The 19,075-nt window shown below is 66.0% G+C and carries 15 protein-coding genes; 6 read left to right on the forward strand and 9 right to left on the reverse strand.

What is annotated here, in order from left to right; genetic code table 11:
• Positions 1-7: 7 nt before the first annotated feature.
• From ACOOGG_RS06800 to ACOOGG_RS06810, 3 genes are all read right to left on the reverse strand, one after another.
• Positions 8-1,354, reverse strand: coding sequence for a TldD/PmbA family protein (locus tag ACOOGG_RS06800; RefSeq protein WP_420433601.1), 1,347 nt, complete (start codon positions 1,352-1,354; stop codon positions 8-10).
• Between the two features lie 40 nt (positions 1,355-1,394).
• Complete coding sequence (locus tag ACOOGG_RS06805; protein WP_420433603.1) at positions 1,395-2,786, reverse strand: TldD/PmbA family protein; 1,392 nt, start codon at positions 2,784-2,786, stop codon at positions 1,395-1,397.
• Between the two features lie 86 nt (positions 2,787-2,872).
• Positions 2,873-4,507: an acetolactate synthase gene (locus ACOOGG_RS06810; protein ID WP_420433605.1), complete on the reverse strand. Its 1,635-nt coding sequence runs from the start codon at positions 4,505-4,507 to the stop codon at positions 2,873-2,875.
• A 122-nt stretch (positions 4,508-4,629) separates the two neighbouring features.
• On the opposite strand from ACOOGG_RS06810, the gene ACOOGG_RS06815 reads away from it, so the two are divergent.
• From ACOOGG_RS06815 to dxs, 3 genes are read left to right on the forward strand one after another with little or no spacing between them, the layout of a single operon-like run.
• Positions 4,630-5,625: a lysylphosphatidylglycerol synthase transmembrane domain-containing protein gene (locus ACOOGG_RS06815; RefSeq protein ID WP_420433607.1), complete on the forward strand. Its 996-nt coding sequence runs from the start codon at positions 4,630-4,632 to the stop codon at positions 5,623-5,625.
• Positions 5,626-5,646: 21 nt separating this feature from the next.
• A complete protein-coding gene (locus tag ACOOGG_RS06820; protein WP_420433609.1) occupies positions 5,647-6,429 on the forward strand; it encodes a phosphatase PAP2 family protein in 783 nt (260 codons plus the stop codon).
• A 28-nt stretch (positions 6,430-6,457) separates the two neighbouring features.
• The gene (gene dxs, locus ACOOGG_RS06825) at positions 6,458-8,311 is read left to right on the forward strand and encodes a 1-deoxy-D-xylulose-5-phosphate synthase (protein WP_420433611.1); all 1,854 of its coding nucleotides are present in this window, start codon (positions 6,458-6,460) and stop codon (positions 8,309-8,311) included.
• Here dxs and ACOOGG_RS06830 read toward each other — a convergent pair.
• The 5 genes from ACOOGG_RS06830 to ACOOGG_RS06850 all read right to left on the reverse strand — a co-directional run bounded on the left by ACOOGG_RS06830 (position 8,308) and on the right by ACOOGG_RS06850 (position 15,287).
• Positions 8,308-11,046 carry an ATP-dependent DNA helicase UvrD2 gene (locus tag ACOOGG_RS06830; protein ID WP_420433613.1) on the reverse strand — a complete coding sequence of 913 codons (2,739 nt, stop codon included), beginning with the start codon at positions 11,044-11,046 and terminating at the stop codon, positions 8,308-8,310. The two genes, dxs and ACOOGG_RS06830, sit on opposite strands and share 4 nt — an antisense overlap.
• Before the next feature lie 29 nt (positions 11,047-11,075).
• Positions 11,076-12,773, reverse strand: a complete 1,698-nt coding sequence (locus ACOOGG_RS06835) for an N-acyl-D-amino-acid deacylase family protein (RefSeq protein ID WP_420433615.1) — start codon at positions 12,771-12,773, stop codon at positions 11,076-11,078.
• A 68-nt stretch (positions 12,774-12,841) separates the two neighbouring features.
• The gene (locus ACOOGG_RS06840) at positions 12,842-13,465 is read right to left on the reverse strand and encodes a NifU family protein (protein ID WP_420433617.1); all 624 of its coding nucleotides are present in this window, start codon (positions 13,463-13,465) and stop codon (positions 12,842-12,844) included.
• 65 nt (positions 13,466-13,530) lie between these two features.
• Complete coding sequence (locus ACOOGG_RS06845; protein WP_420433619.1) at positions 13,531-14,349, reverse strand: ABC transporter permease; 819 nt, start codon at positions 14,347-14,349, stop codon at positions 13,531-13,533.
• Positions 14,346-15,287, reverse strand: coding sequence for an ATP-binding cassette domain-containing protein (locus ACOOGG_RS06850; protein WP_420433621.1), 942 nt, complete (start codon positions 15,285-15,287; stop codon positions 14,346-14,348). Before ACOOGG_RS06850 ends, ACOOGG_RS06845 begins: the two co-directional genes overlap by 4 nt.
• 44 nt (positions 15,288-15,331) lie before the next feature.
• Between ACOOGG_RS06850 and ACOOGG_RS06855 the strand changes: the two genes are divergently transcribed.
• From ACOOGG_RS06855 to ACOOGG_RS06865, 3 genes are read left to right on the forward strand one after another with little or no spacing between them, the layout of a single operon-like run.
• On the forward strand, positions 15,332-16,048 hold the full coding sequence (locus ACOOGG_RS06855; RefSeq protein ID WP_420433623.1) for a crotonase/enoyl-CoA hydratase family protein: 717 nt from the start codon (positions 15,332-15,334) through the stop codon (positions 16,046-16,048).
• A gap of 27 nt (positions 16,049-16,075) precedes the next feature.
• Entirely contained in the window at positions 16,076-16,873 is a 798-nt protein-coding gene (locus ACOOGG_RS06860; protein WP_420433625.1) for a maleylpyruvate isomerase family mycothiol-dependent enzyme, read from the forward strand.
• Between the two features lie 14 nt (positions 16,874-16,887).
• Positions 16,888-17,211, forward strand: a complete 324-nt coding sequence (locus ACOOGG_RS06865; RefSeq protein WP_420435180.1) for a glutaredoxin domain-containing protein — start codon at positions 16,888-16,890, stop codon at positions 17,209-17,211.
• Between the two features lie 14 nt (positions 17,212-17,225).
• Here the strand turns inward: ACOOGG_RS06865 and ACOOGG_RS06870 are convergent, their stop codons facing one another.
• Positions 17,226-19,070 (reverse strand): flippase activity-associated protein Agl23, encoded by a 1,845-nt coding sequence (locus ACOOGG_RS06870; protein ID WP_420433627.1) that lies wholly within the window; start codon positions 19,068-19,070, stop codon positions 17,226-17,228.
• Positions 19,071-19,075 lie beyond the last annotated feature (5 nt).

A 19,075-nucleotide genomic window follows, 5' to 3' on the forward strand; every position in this document is an offset into this window, starting at 1 on the left:
CTACTTGCTAGGCGCCGGACATGGTGACTTCGGCCACCACCAGCGTCACTCCTGCCGAGCTCATCGGCAGCCAGGTGAGATCGGACCCCACCGCGGCAACGTCCAGCAACATCCGCTGGAGGGTGGAGGCAATGGTTATCTCCCTCACCGGCTCGGCCAGTTCTCCGTTGCGGATGCGCAGTCCCTCAGCGCCAGTGGAGAAGTCGCCGCTCACCGAGTTAACCCCCGAGTGCAGGCCCGACACGCCTTGCACCAGCACCCCGTTGTCGATGCCGGCGATTAGCTCCTCCGGCGCAAGGTCGCCGGGTACCAGCGATAGCGCCTGGCAACCCACGCCGGGAGTGCTGGCGTAGCCCCGCACCGCCGAGCCGGTTGACGCGGTGCCCGAGCGCCGGCCGGTGTAGCTGTTGTGCAGGAACCGTTCGAGCTGGCCGCCACCGATCAATTGGTTGCGCCGCGTGGCCAAGCCCTCGCCGTCAGCGTCGGAGGCGGTGAAGGCCTCGGGGTTGGTGGGATCGTCAACCAGGGTGACCCCCAAAGCGGCCACCTGGTCGCCCAGGCGTTCGGCGAACAGCGAACGGCCCTTGAGCACCGCCTCACCCGACAGAGTGCCGCCGATGATGCCCAGAAACTGGGCGGTCACGAATGGGTCGAGCACCACGGTGACCCGCTCAGTGTCGGGCTGGGTAGCGCCCAACATACGGGTGGCTCGCTCCACAGCATCGGCCGCGGCGACGGCCACATCGAGACTGCCGGGCTCCCGGCCTACCGAGAATCCGAAGCCGGTCTGGGTCTCGTCGTTTTCTGAGGCCAGTGAGTAGGCGGTTAGGTAGCACGACGTGTCTCGCCCCGTGCTGCGGATACCGGTGGTAGTGGCAATGGCGTCGGCACCCACCGCGTCTCCGTAGTCGGCCGACTCCACCCCCACGATTCGGGGGTCGCCGGCCTGCACCGCCCGCTCCAGCTCCAGGGCCAGGTCGATCTTGGCCTCGGTGCTGAACGACAGCAGGGCTTCGTTGTAGAGGTCGAGCTCCGGCGGATTCACCCCGTCGGGCTCAGCCAGGCCGAAAAACTCGTCGGGGGCGCCGTAAACCGCGTTGTCGCGGGCTTCGGCCAAGGTCTCTTCCAGCACGTCGGGATCCAGGGTGCCGGCGTGGGCGAACCCTTGACGCCGCCCGGCGATGACCCGGATGCCAACCCCCTGCGACTCGGCCACCGACAGCGACTCGATCTCCCCCTCGTACACCCGCACCTCGGTTTCCTGGCTGTGGCCGACCACCGCCTCGATCTGCTCGCCGTCTCGGCCCCAGCCCACAATGCGCTCGGCGACCTCCAGCAACTCCTCGGGATTCATACGGCAGTCCTGTCGGTGTTCGGCCGCGTTCGGCGGGGGGTCACGCCGCGGTTCCGCCGATGGTCATCGACGCCACCCGCAGCGTGGGGGTGCCGTCGCCCACCGGCACGCCCTGACCGTCTTTGCCGCAAGTGCCCGGCGATCCCATGGCGAAGTCGTTGCCCAACGCCTCGATTCCAGTCAGCACCTCGGGACCGTTGCCGATCAAGTTGCCCTCCCGAATCGGGGGGCCGATCTCGCCGTTGACGATCAGATAGGCCTCGCTCATGCCGAACACGAAATCGCCGGTGGCGGTGTTCACCTGCCCGCCGCCCAAGTGGGCCACGTACACACCTCGGTCGGTGGCCGCGATGATGTCGGTGGGATCCTCGGTGCCGTTGGCCAGGTAGGTGTTGGTCATCCGCACCATGGGTAGGTGCTGGTAGCTCTGACGGCGACCGTTGCCCGAGCTTTCCCGGCCCTCTTTGCGAGCCCGCAGGAGATCCCACATGTAATCGGTGAGCACCCCGTTCTCGATGAGCACATTGCGCTGGGCAGGACGGCCCTCATCGTCGATGGCGTAGGCGCCCCACTCCCGGGCCATGGTCCCGTCGTCGATCAGGGTGACTTCGGGGTGGGCCACCTGCTCTCCCACCCGGTTGCGGAACACCGAGGCCTGCTTGGCCACCAGGTCGGCCTCGAGGCCGTGACCGCAGGCCTCGTGGAACAGCACGCCACCGCCGCCCGGGCCGATCACCACCGGCATCGAACCGCTGGGCGCGGGCTGGGCAGCCAATTTGGTGAGCGCCCGGTCGGCCGCGGTGCGGGCCAAAGCGTCTACTTCGTACTCATCGAACAACTCGAAGCCGATAGGTCGGCCCACGCTCTCGAAACCGGTCTGCATGCCGGTGTCGCCCACCGCCACGCATGACACCGCGAACCGGGTGCGCACTTGGTCGTCGCCAGCCAGCAGTCCGTCGCTGTTGGCCACCAGAATGCGGCGGCGGCCGTCGGCGTAGCGGGCCGACACCTGGGAAATGGCCGATCCGGCCGCTCGGGCGGCCTCATCGGCCCGGCCCAAAAGCTCCACTTTGGTCGCCTTGGCCACCGCTTCGGGCAGCACTTCGATCTCGTTGGGCGACGGAGCGTCCACCCGGTCGAGCGCCACCACTTGGTGGCCCCCACCACCTCCTCGGGCGGCGGCCGCCGCGGCCCGCGCCGCTTTGGCCATGCCGGCTTCGCTCAGATCGGAGGTGTGGGCAAACCCGGTGGTCTCCCCCACCACCACTCGGATCCCCGCTCCCCGGGTACGGCCTGAGGTCAGCTCCTCTACCTTGCCGTCGTCCAACAGCGCCGACGACGAGCGCCGGTCCTCCACAAAAACCTCGGCAAACTCACCGCCGGTGCGCAGCGCCTCCGAAAGCGTTCCCGCAACCACAGTCTCGTCAATCACGGCCGTTCTCTCCCCTTGTCATGACGCCGTAGCCTACCGATCCTTCACCCAACCCGGGAACAGGGGGCGCCGCCGGTGCGCTGACCTCAGCCCAAGTTGGAACGGCGGGGGTACGCGTGTTCCGGGTCGCAAATCACGTTGACCACGTAGGGGACCCCGGCGTCCAACGCCCGCTTTAGAGCAGGGGCGATGTCGTCGGGACGCTCTACTGTCTCCCCGGCCCCGCCGAGGGCAGCCACCACTTGGTCGTAGCGGCACCCCTCCTGGAGGTCGGCGGCGACGTCGTAGCCGTACATCTGGCGCATGGGGTGCTTCTCCAGCCCCCAGCAACTGTTGTTGCCCACCACAATGGCCACCGGCAGGTTGTGGCGGACCAGAGAGTCGGCGTCCATCAACGAGAACCCGGCGGCCCCGTCGCCCAATAACAGCACCACCTGGCGGTCGGGATGTACCACCCGGGCGGCCATGGCGTAGCCCAGTCCGGTGCCCAGACAGCCGTAGGGGCCCGGATCGAGCCAGTGTCCCGGCCGATAGGAGTTCACGAACCGCCCGGCGTAGGAGACGAAGTCACCACCATCGCCGATCACCACCGCATCTCGATCCAATACCTGGCGGAGCTCGCCGTACACCCGAGTGGGCAAGATGGGATCTGCCGCGGTGGTCAGCAGGTCCTCTTCGTCACCCTGAGCGGCATCTTCGGCGTCGCGAAGCTTCGCCACCCACCGATCTCGCTCAGCGGGATGAGCTGGCGCCTGGCCATCGGTCAGAGCCGCCAGCGTCTGAACCAAATCGCCCGACACTGTGGCCGAGGTATTGGCATGAGTGGATACCGACTCGGCGCTGTCGGTCAGATGCACCACCTGGGCATCGCCGAACCGGCCAAATGAGAGCCGGAAGTCGAGCGGGGTGCCGGCCACGATCACCAGATCGGCGTCGGAGCGCAGCATCCGCCGGGTGCGACTGAAAAACAGCTCGTGGTCGGCGGGCAGGCACCCTCGGCCCAATCCGTTGGCGAAGGCCGGCAGCCTCTGGGCCTCCACCCAAGCCCGCAGCTCTTCCCAAGCGCCGTCCCAGTACACATCGGTACCCACCAGCAGCGCGGGGCTCCGGGCGGCAGCCAACATGTCGGCCACCGCTGCCACCGCGTCGGGGTCGGGAGCCGCGCCCACCGGCATGGGCTCGTCGGGCACGGCGCCGGTGCCCTCAGAGAACAGCACGTCCATGGGGTAGTCCACGAATACCGGTCCCCGATGCGGGGTCATGGCCGACTGCACCGCCCGGTAGGTGGCCGCGGCCAGATCATCGCCGCCTCCCGCGGTGAGCGATCGCTTGGTGACCGGGGCCAGGATGGGGACGTGGTCCAGTTCTTGGAGCGAGCCCGACCCCCATCGGGCTTCCGGGGCCCGCCCGCCCAGCACCACTAGCGGGGCCCCGTTGAGCCAGGCGGTGGTCACCGCGCTCACCGAGTTGGTCACACCGGGACCAGCCGTGACCGCGGCCACCCCTGGCCGGCGGGTCAGCTTGGCCAGTGCCTCAGCGGCAAACACCGCGGTCTGCTCGTGGCGAACGTCGTAGAGCACCACATCGCCCTGCTTCACGGCAGCGTCATACAGTGGGAAAATATGACCCCCAGACAGGGTGAATAGCTCCTGCACACCGAAGGGGGCCAGTGCAGCCAGCACCTGATCGCCCCCGTGGCCCGTCACCTGTTTCCCCGACATTCGCCTCACCGTAATCTCCAATGAACCTCGCCGGGACAATAGCCTTGGCGGAATGACCCCGATGGCCGCCTCAACCGTTAGCGCGTGCCCGGAGTCACCCCTACACGTCAGCGAGCCCGGGCTTGTCTGAGAAGCACACCACCCGCCGGGTGCTCAGCATCGTGCTCCGGGTGGGCATCAGTGTGGCCCTGTTCTTCCTGTTGATCTGGTGGCTTCCATCATTCGACGCCAACAAGCTGTGGCCCGACTTCAACTCGGCCACTCCGTTCTGGCTGTTCGGCGCACTTGCCCTCACCGTCATCGGCAACATGGCGGCCACCGCCCGGTGGTATGAGGTAGCCAGCGCCCTCGGACTTCAGGTGAGGCCGAGGCGCATGTTCTCGCACTATATGGCGGGAATGTTCATCTCCAACTTCGTCCCCACCACTGTGGGCGGCGACGTGCTACGGATATCCCGTCTCTCCAACGACACCGGCGACGGCCCTCACAGCTTCGCCTCGGTGCTGTTGGAGCGGCTCAGCGGCTGGATCGTGCTGCCGGTGTTCACGCTCTTGGGCTTGGCGCTCGACGAAGAGCTGCGGGGACTGGGCGCGCCCGCCCGGGCGGCCGCCATCACCGCCGGGCTCACGCTGCTGGCCCTCGGCTTGATCTTGCTACTCGTGGGAAATCAGCGGTTCGGCCGCTGGGTCAGCCGGCGCAACGGCTGGGTCCGCTTCGTAAACGGACTGCACATGGGCATCGACGAGCTACGGGCCAAGCCCCGCGACACCAGTCGAGTGCTCATCACTGCCTTCGCCTACCAGGCGATAATGCTGGCCGCCGCTGGATGCGCGGCCAAGGTGGTGGGGATCAACGGCCTGGGGCCCACCGAGCTGATGACGTTCATCCCCGCGGTGCTCATCATCCAGGTGCTGCCCATCGGCCTGGGAGGGCTTGGCCTGCGAGAGGGCGCCCTGGTGCTGTTCCTCCACGACTTGGGCGTGATCGACGAGCGGGCCATCGCCATGGGACTGCTGCTGTACTTCCTCACCGTGGCCGGCAGTTTGGTGGGATTGCCGACTCTGGTCTTCGGCGGCCGCCATTGGCAGAGGGCCTCACGCTCACGGCGTGGTCGCTGACCGCATTCGGCGCTCGTAGCCATGGCACTGTCTTCCCTGAAGCTGGGCACTTCATCCAAGAACCGCACGCGGCCCCGCTGGTATCTGGAGTTGGCCGTAATAGGCGCGTTCTACGGCATCTACTCCTGGGTGCGCAACCAATTCGGCTCCGCCGCGGTGGAACCGGCCAAGGCTCAGGCCAACGCCGAGCTGGTGATCGACTGGGAACGCAGCATCGGGCTTTACTTCGAGCGCGACCTCCAAGACCTGTTCATCGGCTGGGTGGCATTCATCCAGTTCTGGAACCTGTTCTACGGGCTCTTTCATTTCGCGGTCACCGCCTTCACCCTGCTCTGGCTCTACTGGCGCTTCCCCCGGCACTACCCGTTCTGGCGCACCACCGGGCTGCTGACCACCGGGTCGGCCCTCGTGGGGTTCGCGCTGTTCCCGCTGATGCCACCCCGGCTGCTGTCGGTGGGCGGCCGCTACGGCGGCGACCTGCCCGAAACTGGATATGTCGACACGGTGACCGATCTAGGCGGTTTGTGGTCGTTCACCTCAGGCGCGGCCGAAACACTCTCCAACCAGTACGCCGCCATGCCCAGTCTGCACTTTGCCTGGGCCATGTGGTGCTATCTGGCGCTGCGCCAGCATTTGGTGAACCCGGCCGGCAAATGGGCAATCGCGGCCTACCCCTGGCTCACACTGTTCGCTATCGTGGTGACCGCCAACCATTTCTGGATCGATGCGGCGGGCGGGCTGGGCGCGCTGGGGGTGGGCTGGGCGGCAGCTTGGGGCTACCACCGATGGAGAAACCGCGAGTAACCTTGAGTCCCCAACCTTTTGGAGGGACGTGGACACCAACCATCTTGAGAAGATCACTCGTCCAGCCGATCTGCGCCGATTGGGCGACGAGGAATTGACCGAGCTGGCCGAGGAGATCCGCGAGTTCATCGTCGAAACGGTCAATACACATGGAGGCCACCTGGGCTCCAACTTGGGCGTGGTGGAGCTGACGCTGGCCCTTCATCTGGTGTTCGACTCGCCCCGGGACATCATCTTGTGGGACACCGGCCATCAGGCCTACGTACACAAGATGCTGACGGGGCGGACCGATCAGTTCAAAACCCTCCGCAAGCCTGGGGGCCTGTCGGGATATCCGAGTCGAGAGGAATCCCCCCACGACTGGATCGAGAACAGCCACGCCTCCACCGTGTTGAGCTATGCCCACGGCCTGGCCACGGCGCAGGGGGCGTCCGGTGGCGAACAGCGACGGGTTGTCGCGGTGGTGGGCGACGGATCCCTCACCGGGGGGGTGGCCTTCGAGGGTCTCAACAACATCGGACATTCGGGCTGCGACGTGACCATCGTGCTAAACGACAACGGGCGCTCCTACGCCCCCACCGTCTCCCGGCTGTCGGAAAGCCTGCTGCGAGTTCGGATGGACCCCCGCTATGTGCGCACTGACAATCAGATTCGCAAAGTGCTAAAGGACATCCCCTGGGTGGGCGATCTGGCCGGTCGAGCCCTCGGGGCCACCAAGGCTGCGGTGCGGGAGATGGTTGAACCCCGCACGTTCTTCGACGAGCTGGGCATCAACTACTTCGGCCCGTTCGACGGCCACGACCTGGGCAAGCTGGAGCGGGTATTCAGCCGAGTGTCCCACTTGGAGGGCCCCTGCCTGGTGCATGTGCTCACTCAGAAGGGCCGGGGATACGCGCCAGCCGAGAACGACACGGTCAAGAACATGCATGACATGTCGATGTCCAAGCCGGGGAGCTACACCGAGGCGTTCACCGAGGCGATGATCAAAGAGGCTGAGGCTCGACCCGAGATGGTGGCCATCACCGCGGCCATGCCCGACTCCACCGGGCTGTTGCCATTCGCCGAGCGGTTCCCCGAACGGTGCTTCGACGTCGGCATCGCCGAGCAGCATGCGGTGACCGCGGCGGCCGGTATGGCCATGGGCGGACTCCGCCCCGTGGTGGCCATCTACTCCACTTTCCTCACCCGGGCCATCGACCAGGTGAACCTCGATGTGGGGCTGCACGGCCAGCCAGTGGTGTTCTGCCTCGACCGAGCGGGCATCACCGGCGACGACGGTCCGTCGCACCACGGCGTGCTCGACATGGTGCTGCTCACCAAGATTCCCGGTATGACCGTGTTGGCGCCGTCGTCATATCAGGAGATCCAGCAGATGTTGCACGACGCCTTGGAGATCACCACCGGTCCGGTGGCCTTGCGGTGGTCCAAGACCGCTGCTCCTTCGGTGCCCGAAGATGAGGTGGGTCACGGACTCAAGGGCCGCAAGGTCAAAGAGGGCACCGAGGTGTGTCTGCTGGCGGTGGGCAAGATGCTGGCCAACGCCCAAGAAGCCGCTGAGCTCCTAGAGGCCGACGGGGTGTCGACCACAGTGTGGGACGTCCGCTGCGTCAAACCCCTCGACGAGGACATGCTGAACCACGCGGCCGGACATCGGGCGGTGGTGACCATGGAGGACGGTTGGCGAGAGGGTGGCGCGGGCAGCTCCGTGGCCGAGCGGCTGTTACTCACTGAGCGCGACGGCCCGGCGCCGGTCATCCGAGTACTGGGCGTGCCCAACGAGTACATCCCCCAGGGAGTGCCCGACAAGATCCTCGCCGACTGCGGACTCGACCCCGCTGGCATCGCCAACACCGCCCGAGAAGCGCTGTCCGTAAAGGCTTAGGCGAACTGGCCAAGGACTTCCTTGACCGCCTCGCCGTAGGCGTCCAGCTTCGCCGGTCCGATTCCGGAGATGGCTCGCAGCCCGGCGTCGGAGGTGGGGCGTTGGGTGGCCAGCTCGATGAGGGTGGCGTTGCTGAACACGATGTAGGCGGGCACATTGTCGGAGCGGCTTCGCTCCAAGCGCCATGCTTTCAGTGCTTCGAACGCGGCCACTCCCACAGGGTCGGCCGGAGGCTGGGGCTTGGGGTGTTGAGTCGGCTTGGCCGGTCTAGACGAATGTGCTGAATCAACCACACTTGGTGGTGTAAGCAGACCGATCGTTGGGCCCTGTTCCGGTTCGGGAGGGGGCTGGTAGCGAGTGGCGAGCTCGCCCCGAAAGTCGGTGGGCGGGTCGCCGCAGATGAGGGTGACCGATTCCGAACACCGGGTGATGGCCACATGAAACACCCGCCGCTCCTCTTCGAGGTCGCCGGCCAGGCGGTGGGGTATCAACCCCTTCGACGCTTCATAGACGATCACGTGGGGCCACTCTCGGCCCTTCACCCGGTGGACGGTGGCCAATTGCACGCCGCGGCCGCCGCGCTCCCCCTCGAACCCGTCCGAAAGCCGGTCGAACAGCCATCTCCGAAAATCGGTCGGGTCGGGATGCAGGTGGGCCACCGAGATGAGCGCCCGCAGGTCATCGCCGTGAGCCGAGCGGTCGACAGAGCGGCGGGATGCGTCCAACCGGGTGTCCAGGCTGCCGCCGAGACCCATTTCGTCTCGCACCGTCTCCAACAGCGATCGGGTGGTGACGTCTCCGCTTGCCTTCTTGAATTTTGACCGCAGCATCTCAATGTCGTCGGCAAACTCATCAACCTTCTTGGAAGACCGCTCGTCTTTGATCCGACCCGCCAAGGCTTTGATCTGGGAGGTGCTCTGCTGCTCGGCGATCCACTCGATGACTCGGGGGGAAATGCCCCGGGGTGGACGGCGGGCCGCGTCCGAAAGCGCCCGGGCCGGCAGGTCGCGCTCGGAAGCGGTGGCGATGTCGAGCCAGGCCAGCGCGGCAGCCACCCCCGTGCGCTGCAAGAACAGGCGGCCCACCGGCTGATTGGACGGCACTCCCATGTCGCCGAGGACGACCTGGGGAACCAGCAGAGTGCTGTTCACCCTGGTCAACACCGCTATTTCATGGGGCTGGGCACCGGCTTCAAGAAGCAAACCTATGGCTTGGCGCAGCACAGGCGCCCCATCAGATGCCGTTTCGACGGTGATCGCCGAACTCCGGTCGCATTCGACCCGGTCAGCGCGGTTCGGATCCGCGGCGATCTGTTTGTCGATGCGGCGGCGGTTGTGGGTGAGCAGGTTCGACGCCGCCTCCACTACCTCGGGAGGGCAGCGATAGTTGACGTGGAGCTCGTGGCGCTGCGCTCCGGGAAAGTGCTTGTCAAAGCGGATGAGCCATTCCGGGGAGGCACCCGAATACCCGTAGATGGTCTGGTCGTCGTCGCCCACCCCGAACACGTCCGCCCGAGGCCCGGCCAGCAACCGCACCAGCAACAGGTGGGCTGGTGTTAGGTCTTGGAATTCGTCCACCAGCAGGATCCCGCAGGTCCGCCGGGCGGCAACTCGAGCAGCAGGGTCGCACAGCAAGATGTCGATAGCCCGGATGATCTGCTGGTCGAAGTCCACCAGACAGCGCTCGTCGAGCAGGTCCACATATTGGGGGGCGATCATCGAGAAGTCGGGCACATCAGGGTGGTAATCGCGCTCCACTTCAGCGGGATCCCGCAAACCCAGTCGGGACGCGCCCAGCGCCTCGATCCAGGGGGCGAGCTGGTCAGTCATGGCCCGCCGCTTTCGGGGCACCATGCCATCGAGCAGATCTCGCACTCCCCGCTCGTCCACCACCTCCACTCGGCTGTGGTCGCGGGGACGGGTAAACGGCCCGGTGCCATTGCAGATGGCCAAAGCCAGGCTGTTGAGGGTGCGCACTTCCAGGCCGGGCAGATCGGCAGTGCGCTCCTGCATCTCCGCTCGAGCCCGCACGTTGAACGCCACCAGGCACACGGCTCGGGGGTCGACGCCGAGGTCGCGCACCAGGTATCGAGCCCGCTCAGTGAGCACGCGGGTCTTGCCCGAACCGGCCGGGGCCACAATGCAGGCCGCTCCGCCCAAGTGGCCGACGGCAGCTCGCTGGTCATCGGCCAGATCAGCCTGGGGGGGCGCTGGAGTCAGCGGTGCCAGGCTGCCCACCGCCAAGTTCGCCGCCGGAATCAATCCGGCACATTCTGCATCAAGTTCCTCAGGCGCCAACACCGCAAACGGGCCGCCGTCGCACCACATTGGCCCGGCATCGGTTGTCACATCTCCCGGCTCGCCGGCAGCCGCCAATCGCGCTCCCAAGGCCACAGCCCGACTGCTCGCCTCGAATCGCGGCTGTTCGGGGTCGCGACAATCCACGGTGTTCGCAAGCAGCAAATGGCGTAGCACCTCAGCCGGCATAGTGAAGCCGGGCTTGAGGTCCCACCATTGGGCGTGCATCACCGGTTCTGATGGAGGCAGCTCGCCGTCCAGCTCGAATACCAGCGGATCGCGCTCTACCCAAGCCCTTCTCAGCTCCCGCCCAACCTGGGGGTCGAATTCACCAGAGGGAAGCGTCAGCCGTTGGCAATCCTTCCACTCCTCAGGTGCCTCCTGGCCCAAACCGACCAAGACGCTTCGGCCCAGGCACGTAGGGCCTCTCACAGCCACTTCGGTGCTCGTCGCTCGAGGAGAAGTAGCTAACCGCGGATGAGGGTGCCGGGGCGGGCCCCGGTGGGTTGGCCGATCCGGAAGGTGACCTGGCCGGCGCAGACGGTGGCGTCATAACCCTCGGCGGATTGCAGGAGGCGGCAGGCGCCGGTGGGCAGATCGCCCACTACTTCGGGCAGATGCAGGCGCATTCCGTCTAGGTCGATCACGTTTACATCGGCCCTCTTGCCCACCGCCAGCACTCCCCGATCGTCAAAGCCGTACAGCTCGGCCGGCTCAGAGGTGAGCATCTTCACTGCCTCGGCGATGGACAGCTTCGGACCCCGCTGCCGGTCGCGCACCCAGTGCTGGAGCATATAGGTGGGCAGGCTGGCGTCGGAGATCACGCTGCAATGGGCTCCGCCGTCGGCCAGCCCGACCACGGTCATGGGATGCACCATCATCTCCCGCAGGTCTTCCAGGTCGCCGTGGCGATAGCCGGTGAAGAACACCTGGAGCATTCCCCGCTCGCACATCAAGTCGTATATGAGCTCGATCACATCGGCACCGGTGTTTTCGGCCATGGCAGCCAGCGACTCGGACGGGTCGGGCTCGAATACTGGGCCACCGTCGAAGGGGAACGTGGCGTGGAGGGAGTGGCGCAGGATGCCCATGGCCGGATCACCCGGGAGGTCTTCGGACAAGATGGCAGATCGCACCTCGGGACGGCGCAGCTCAACTAGCCTCTCCTCCAGCGGTAGATGGTCTAGCGGCTGATATGTGGGCCGCTTCTTGAACGGATTGAACTGGTCCCAGCCGGCCAACAGCCCGCCGGGGCGTCCCTGAACCTGGGGCACCAGCTTGGCTCCTTCGGCGTTGGCCCGCTCCACGATGTCCATCTGCTGGCGCCACTGGCCGGGGTTGACGTGGACCTGGACCATGGTGAAGGTGATGGCCCGGCCGGTCTCCAGGCTGAGGCGCCGGTAGAGCTCCACCTCGCGGATGGGGGCATCGGGATCCTCGCCCATAGAGCCGGCTGGTACCACTTCCACCAGCGACTGGCCATCGAGAGCGCCCATGATGGCGGCCAGCTCCTCGTGGTCGGCGAACGTCCCCGGAACCGGCACCCCCGACAGCGAGGTGTGCATCGGCAGCCGATTGGTGGAGAAAGCCACCGCGCCGGCCTGCGTCCCCTCGCCCACGATGCGGGCCATCTCGGCCAGCTCGGACGCGGAGGCCGACTCGGTTGTGGCCCCTCGGTCGCCCATCACATACGCCCGCACCGCACCGTGGGGCACCTGGGCAGCCACGTCGATGGTGCGGCCCAGCCGCTCCAACTCGTCGAGGTACTCGGGAAAGGTCTCCCACCGCCAGGTGATCCCTTCATGGAGGGCTGCGCCCGGGATGTCCTCCACGCCCTCCATCAACTCGATCAGCCAGTCATGGCGGCTGGGATCGGCTGGGGCGAACCCCACCCCGCAGTTGCCCATCACCACGGTGGTCACGCCGTGCCAAGCCGAAGGGGCCATGATCGGATCCCAGGTGGCCTGGCCGTCATAGTGGGTGTGAACATCCACAAACCCGGGGGTCACAAAGCGCCCCGCGGCATCGATCACCTCGGCGGCATCGGCATCGATCCGGCTCTCCATGGCAGCCACCCGCCCGCCCGAAACCGCCACATCGGCCACAATCGGCGCACCCCCGGACCCATCGACAACCGTGCCCCCGCGAATCAGCAGATCAAACATGGGGCCATTCTGTCAGGGCGCAGTGACAACGCCCATGCCGTGAATCCTCCCCGAATGCAGTCCGGGACTCAGGCCCGGGCGAAATACGGGTTGTCGCCCGCCTCGTGGTCGGTGGCGTCCACCACTTCGGTGATCTCGGGGATGGCCTCGGTGATCATTACCGTGATGCCTTCCCGCAGGGTGGCCGCGCTCATGGCGCATCCCTGGCAGCCGCCGCCCATGGTGATGTAGGCGGCGTGCCCCTCAACTCCCAATAGGTTGGCGAAACCACCATGGGACGCTAGAGAGGGATTGATGTGTTGGTCGAGGAGCTGCTGGAGCTTCTCGGGGATTGTGCCGCTGAGCTCTAGGTCGGCACCCTCCAAGAGATCGGGTTTGTTGGGGTTGCGGATTACCAGTCCGCCCTGCATGGGGTTATTGGGCAGATCCAGGGTGCCGCCGGTGAGGTTCTCCACCGACTCCTCGGGGATCATCACGGTAAGGCCCTCCGAGGTGAAGTGGCGGTGACCTTCCGTGCAATTGGCTACCTCTTCGAACGCCAGATCATAGGTGTAGTCGGCGCCGCCGACCCCGGTGATCTCGATGCGCAGGCCAAGGGCTTCGGGGTCGTCCTCGTTGGACCGGATTTCGAGCACCTTGGCAATGGCCGCCTCGGTGACATCGAACAGTTGGGCTTCCACGGTTTCGCTCACGGCCACCAGCCTACCCGAGCCCGACCCCGGCCACCATCGCCCAGAAGCCTCATTTCGGACCGGAGTCAGCCGCGGCGGATGCGGCCCCGCAACGACCGGAAGGCCAGTGTTTGGGCCAAAAGTCCCACCACGGCGATGGCCAGCAGCGCCCGCCCCAGCGCCCAGCCGTCCCAGCCCGAGAACAGCGAGCGCATTCCCTCCAGGGCATAGGTCATGGGGTTGAACCAGGTTATGGCAGCCAACCAGTCGGTCATAACCTCCCGGCTCACCCAGGCGGTGGTCAAAAACATGAACGGGAAGAAGAGCAAGAAGCTGGAGTTGACCGCCCCCGGATTCCCGGTGCGCAGCGCGATGGCGTAGGGAAAGCCGGTGAAGGCCAGGCCCCAGAGCGCCCCGAACAGCACGAACACCAAAAGGCCCAGCACCCCGGTAGCCCCGAAACTCACCCCAATGGCGAAGCCCAGAGCGATCACCGGCACCGCCATGACCACGAACAAGGTGAAGTCGGCCACCATCAACCCCAACAGCAGGGCGTAGCGGTTCACCGGGGTCAGCAGCAGTCGGTCGAAGTAGCCATCGGAGATGTCGATCACCAGCGCATTGGCCCGGGACATCCCGGTCACCGAAGTCATGATGGCTACCGGCAGCTGGAAGGCCTTGTAATCGATGTCGGAGACCACATCACCGGCCAAGTTCTGGATGGCCCCGATGGTGACCAACAGGAAGAACAACGGGATCAGCATGGCGGGGACGATCGCCTCCAGATCACGGGGCAGCAGTCGCAGCGCCCGGCTGGACACCGAGGCCATGTCGCTGAAGAACCCCGACGGCCGAGCCCTCATCACCTCGACGGGCGACAGGGCAGCGGGGGCGACCTCGCTCATTCCTCCACCTCGATCCGGGCCCCGGTGAGCTCCAAGAACACGTCGTCGAGCGTGGTGGGGTGGATCGATAGATCGCTTACTTCCACCCCGGCGGCCGACAACGCCACCGCCACCGGGCTTACAACCGAAGCCCCGTCGCCGGTGGCCGCACTCACCTCGTTGCCGTATACCTCGACGTGGCTGATGCCCGGCACACCACCGATGGCCTGGGCGGCCGCCTCAGGATCGCCGGCCACTCTGGCCACCACCACGTCGGAGCCCACCGTTCGCTTCAGCTCATCGGGCGTGCCCTCGGCCACCAGTCGGCCATGGTCCAAGATGCCCACTCGATGGGTCAGCGCGTCGGCCTCCTCCAGGTACTGGGTGGTTAGAAAGATGGTCATGCCCAGGTCTCGGTTCAAACGCCGGACCTGCTCCCACACCACTGCCCGGCTGATGGGGTCGAGACCGGTGGTGGGCTCGTCTAGAAACAAAACCTCGGGGTTGTGCATCAGCGCCGCAGCCAAATCCAATCGGCGCTTCATTCCCCCCGAGTAGGTGGACACCCGCCTGTCGATGGCATCCATCTCCAGCAGGGGGGCCAGCTCCTCAATGCGGGTCTCGATGTTTGGCCGCTCCAAGCCGTAGTAGCGGCCTTGCAGCATAAGCGTCTCCCGCCCGGTGAGCTTACCGTCGAGGGCGGCATCTTGAAGAGCCACTCCGATGCTGAGGCGCACCAGGTCGCCCTGGATGCCAACGTCGTAGCCCGCCACCGAGGCTGACCCCGCGGTCAGCGAAGCAAGGGTGCACAGCATCCGCACCACCGTGGACTTGCCCGCGCCGTTTGGCCCCAGGAATCCGTAGACCTCTCCGGCGGCGACCTCTAGATCGAGCGAGTCAACCGCCACCACTTCGCCATAGGTGCGGCGCAAACCACGAGCGGAAATAGCAGCTGACACGACTAATGATGCTACCGATGAGCACCGCGATATCCTCATCGCCCATGTCCGAGACATCGTGCCCCTCAGTCAGCTATGGACTGACCGGCGACGTGGCCACCGTCCGCCTCGATGACGGCAAAGTCAACGTCTTGACCCACGAAGTGATCGCCGCCCTGCACGACTGCCTGGACCGAGCCGAGCAAGAGGCCAAAGCGGTGGTGATGGCGGGTCGTCCCGGCAAGTTCACCGCCGGTTTCGACTTGAAGGTGATGCAATCCGGCCCTGAGGCGGCCAGCGGCCTGTTCCGGGCCGGCATGGACCTATTCGTGCGGCTCTACGAGTTCCCCTTGCCAGTGGTGGCCGCCTGCACCGGCCATGCCTTTGCCGCCGGAGCCATCTGGCTGATGTGCTGCGATGTGCGCATCGGCGCTGACGAGCCCACCAAGATCGGCCTCAACGAGACCGCCATCGGCATGGTGCTGCCGGCGTCGGTGGTCACGCTGGCCCGCGATCGCCTATCGCCCCGCCATGTCCACTCCTCGGTGCTGCTGGCCCGGCTCTATTCCCCGTCCGAAGCAGCCGAAGTCGGCTATCTGGACTGGGTGGTTCCGACCGAGGAGCTCGAAGAGGCCGCGATTTCCGAAGCGGCTGGGCTGGCCGAGGGACTCGCATTGAAGGCCTTTGCTGGCACCCGGCGCGTGATCCGGGGACCGGTGGCCGAGTCGGTGCGGGAGATGCTCGACCACGACACCCGGTCATTCACCGTTGGGTTGACTTGATCGGTCGAATACAGGAGGACGGCAAGAATGAGCGACCCGGTTGTTGATCTGTTGGAGTCGGTCTGGGTATCGATCGCCCACCTCGGCGCCGACTTGAGCAACGAGCAGTGGGACACTCCCACGGAATGCCCCGGATGGTCGGTGCGGGACCAGGTGAGCCACATCACCGGCCTCGAGCTGATGCTGGCCGGGGAGAATCCCGAGCCTCCCGCCACCGAGGGCGGACTCGAGGGCATTGCCGCCTTCAACGAGGGGCAGATCGCGCCCCGCCGGTCCCGCCCTGGCGCAGAGGTGCTGGCCGAGATGAACGACATATGCGCCCGGCGGCTGGAAATGCTGCGCGGTTTGCCCGAGGAGAAATGGGATGAGGTGGGCTTCACCCCCATCGGCGATGCCCCTTACCGAACCTTCATGCATATCCGAGTGTTTGACTGCTGGGCCCACGAGCAGGACATGCGCCGAGCGCTGGGCATTCCTGGCCACCTGAGCGGCCCGGTGGTGCAGCACTGCCTCGACTGGCACACCCGCAACATGGGCTATGTGGTGGGGAAGAAGGCCGGAGCCCCCGACGGCAGCACCGTGGTGTTCGACATCGTCGGCGACGCCGACGGCCCCCGGGCCGTTGCCGTGGCCGACGGCCGGGCCAAGCCCTCGGCTCCACCCGACAACCCCACCGCAACCGTGCACGCCGACGTGGACACGTACAACGCTCTGTGCTGCGGCCGAACCGATCCCTCCGGTGCACTGGCAGGCGGACTGGTGACCGTCGCCGGCGACATTGATCTGGGCGAACGGGTGATCTTGGCCCTGCCCTACGTTTCGTGAACGCCGAGGCCCCGGTGGAGGCCGTTACGTTTTTTTGGCGGCCGGGATGTGGGTTCTGCGCCCACTTGCACCGGGAACTGGACAAGCTCGACGTGCCCATGGAAATGCACAACATCTGGGAGGACCCAGCAGCGGCCGCCTTCGTCCGCTCGGTTGCCAACGGCAACGAGACGGTGCCCACCGTGATGGTGGGCGACACCTCGATGGTGAACCCCACCCCGGCCCAGGTGATGGCCGCGCTCGCCGACTGCGCCCCCCAACTGGTGCCCGAGGGATACGAGCCCTCCAAGCCCGGCCCGGTGGGCCGCATGCTCAACCGACTCATGGGCGGTCAGTGACCGCTAGAGAGCAGCTAGCCCCCGCCCATTCGAGCCTCTAGATAAAGGGCCCGAGGGCTCACTGAGAGGTCGAAGTCGGTGCTGCCCAGCGTGCCTTCGTTCCACACCTCCCGGTCAGCCAGCCAGTTGCCCCAACCAGAGAACCAGCCGTCGTGATACGACTCGAATTGGGGTGCCCACCAGTCCCGCAACGGCATGCGGGTTACCTGGTGTTCAGCCAGATCGGGAGCAACCCCGGCGATGCCACTCTCGGGAAGGCTGAGCACGAAGTCGGCGGAGGCGTGCTGCGCCGAGGCGCTGTCCGACCACACGAGGGCCTCGTAGTTGCGGAAGTACCACAAGTTGGGCACCGAGATGGCGGTGTCCACCGCCACCGTCACCGGCCCCTCGCCGACGGACTTGCTGTAGGTATTGAGCGCCTCGATGCGGTGAACGGTGTCGAGGTAGTCATCGGTGGTGTGAACCTGGGTCAAGAGCTCTCGAGGGTCGCGCTGGTTCACATAGTTGGATCTCCAGGAGATGAACAGCGTGCTGGCCAACAGCCCGGCCAGAATCACCCAAACCGGAAGCATCCACGCCTTTCTCCTCCTCCGCCACAGCACCTGGACGCCATAGCCAGCCAAAAAGGCCATCGGCACCAGAATGTGCAATGCCAGCCAGGGGAACCGCTCGCTGGCCCAGGAGTACGAGAACCAGCTGGCCACCGCAGTCCAAACCATGAACTTGCCTACAAAAGTGGGGTTGCGGAACACGTGAACCGCCCCGATCACCGCCAAGATGCACACCAGATACTCATAAAGCGGGATGGTGTACAGGTAGTAGTGCCACGGCTCGCTGCCCCGGTTGGTGTCCTGTTCGCCCCGCCAGTAGGTGATCCCCTCGGTGAGACCATCGATGAAGCCCTCTGATTTGGTGAAGAAGACGGTGAACCACAGGGCGAAAAAGACCAGGAACACCGCGGCGGCCAGCGCCCACCCCCATCCGGGCACGCCCCGAGCGGCTCGCACCACCGGCAGCTCCCATATCGACTGGGGGCTGGACTTCATGAGGATGAACATCACCATGATCACCCCGTAGACGCCCAGGGTGAGGAAGACCTCCGCCTCGTAGTAGGCGCTCACTCCGAAGGCGATGCCCATGGGGACCAGCCCGGTGGGCAACATCCAAGACCACCCGGCGAGCCCGTTGCGCGGGCTCTCGGCACTCCCCTCGCTGTTTGCTGAGACTGCCTGTTCGCCCAAAAGGGCCAACAAGAAGCCGCCGAAGATGAACACAACAATGAACGTGGTCTCTTTGACCGCGAAGCCCGCGGCTAGCAAGAACCCGATAAGCACAGCCAGCAGCAGCCGGGGGCGGTCCAGAAATCTGACGATCACCACCATCATGGCCAGCGTGATGAACGCAGTGAGCGAGTCTTCCCGGCCCAAGCGAGTCATGTAGAGGGCAATGGGGCTGAACGCCAGCACCGCAGAAGCGGTGAGCGTCACCGTTCGGCCGAGGGACCGGCGCAGGAACCACGGAAGCACGATCATCCCCACCCCGGCGAGGACAGCCACCATGCGAGCGGTGGTGTGCGACTCCCCGAACACCCAGAAGAACGCCGCGGTCAGATAGAAGCGCAGTGGCCCGTGGTACACCGGGTCGTAGCCCTCGTAGGTGCCCTCCAAGAACTTCCACGAGTACCAGGCATCGATGCTCTCGTCGTGATGCAGCGGACGGTCGGCCAGCTCGACGAGCCGCAGCACCAGCCCGGCCACCGCCACTGCCGCCACGGCGATGGCCAGCGCCGTCTCAGGGCGGCGGCGCCAGAACTCCGCTGGGCTCCGGCTGTCCAATGCCACCTTTCCCTCGCGTTTCATTGCTC

Source organism: Candidatus Poriferisocius sp. (assembly GCF_965214065.1).
Taxonomy (GTDB): domain Bacteria; phylum Actinomycetota; class Acidimicrobiia; order Acidimicrobiales; family Bin134; genus Poriferisocius.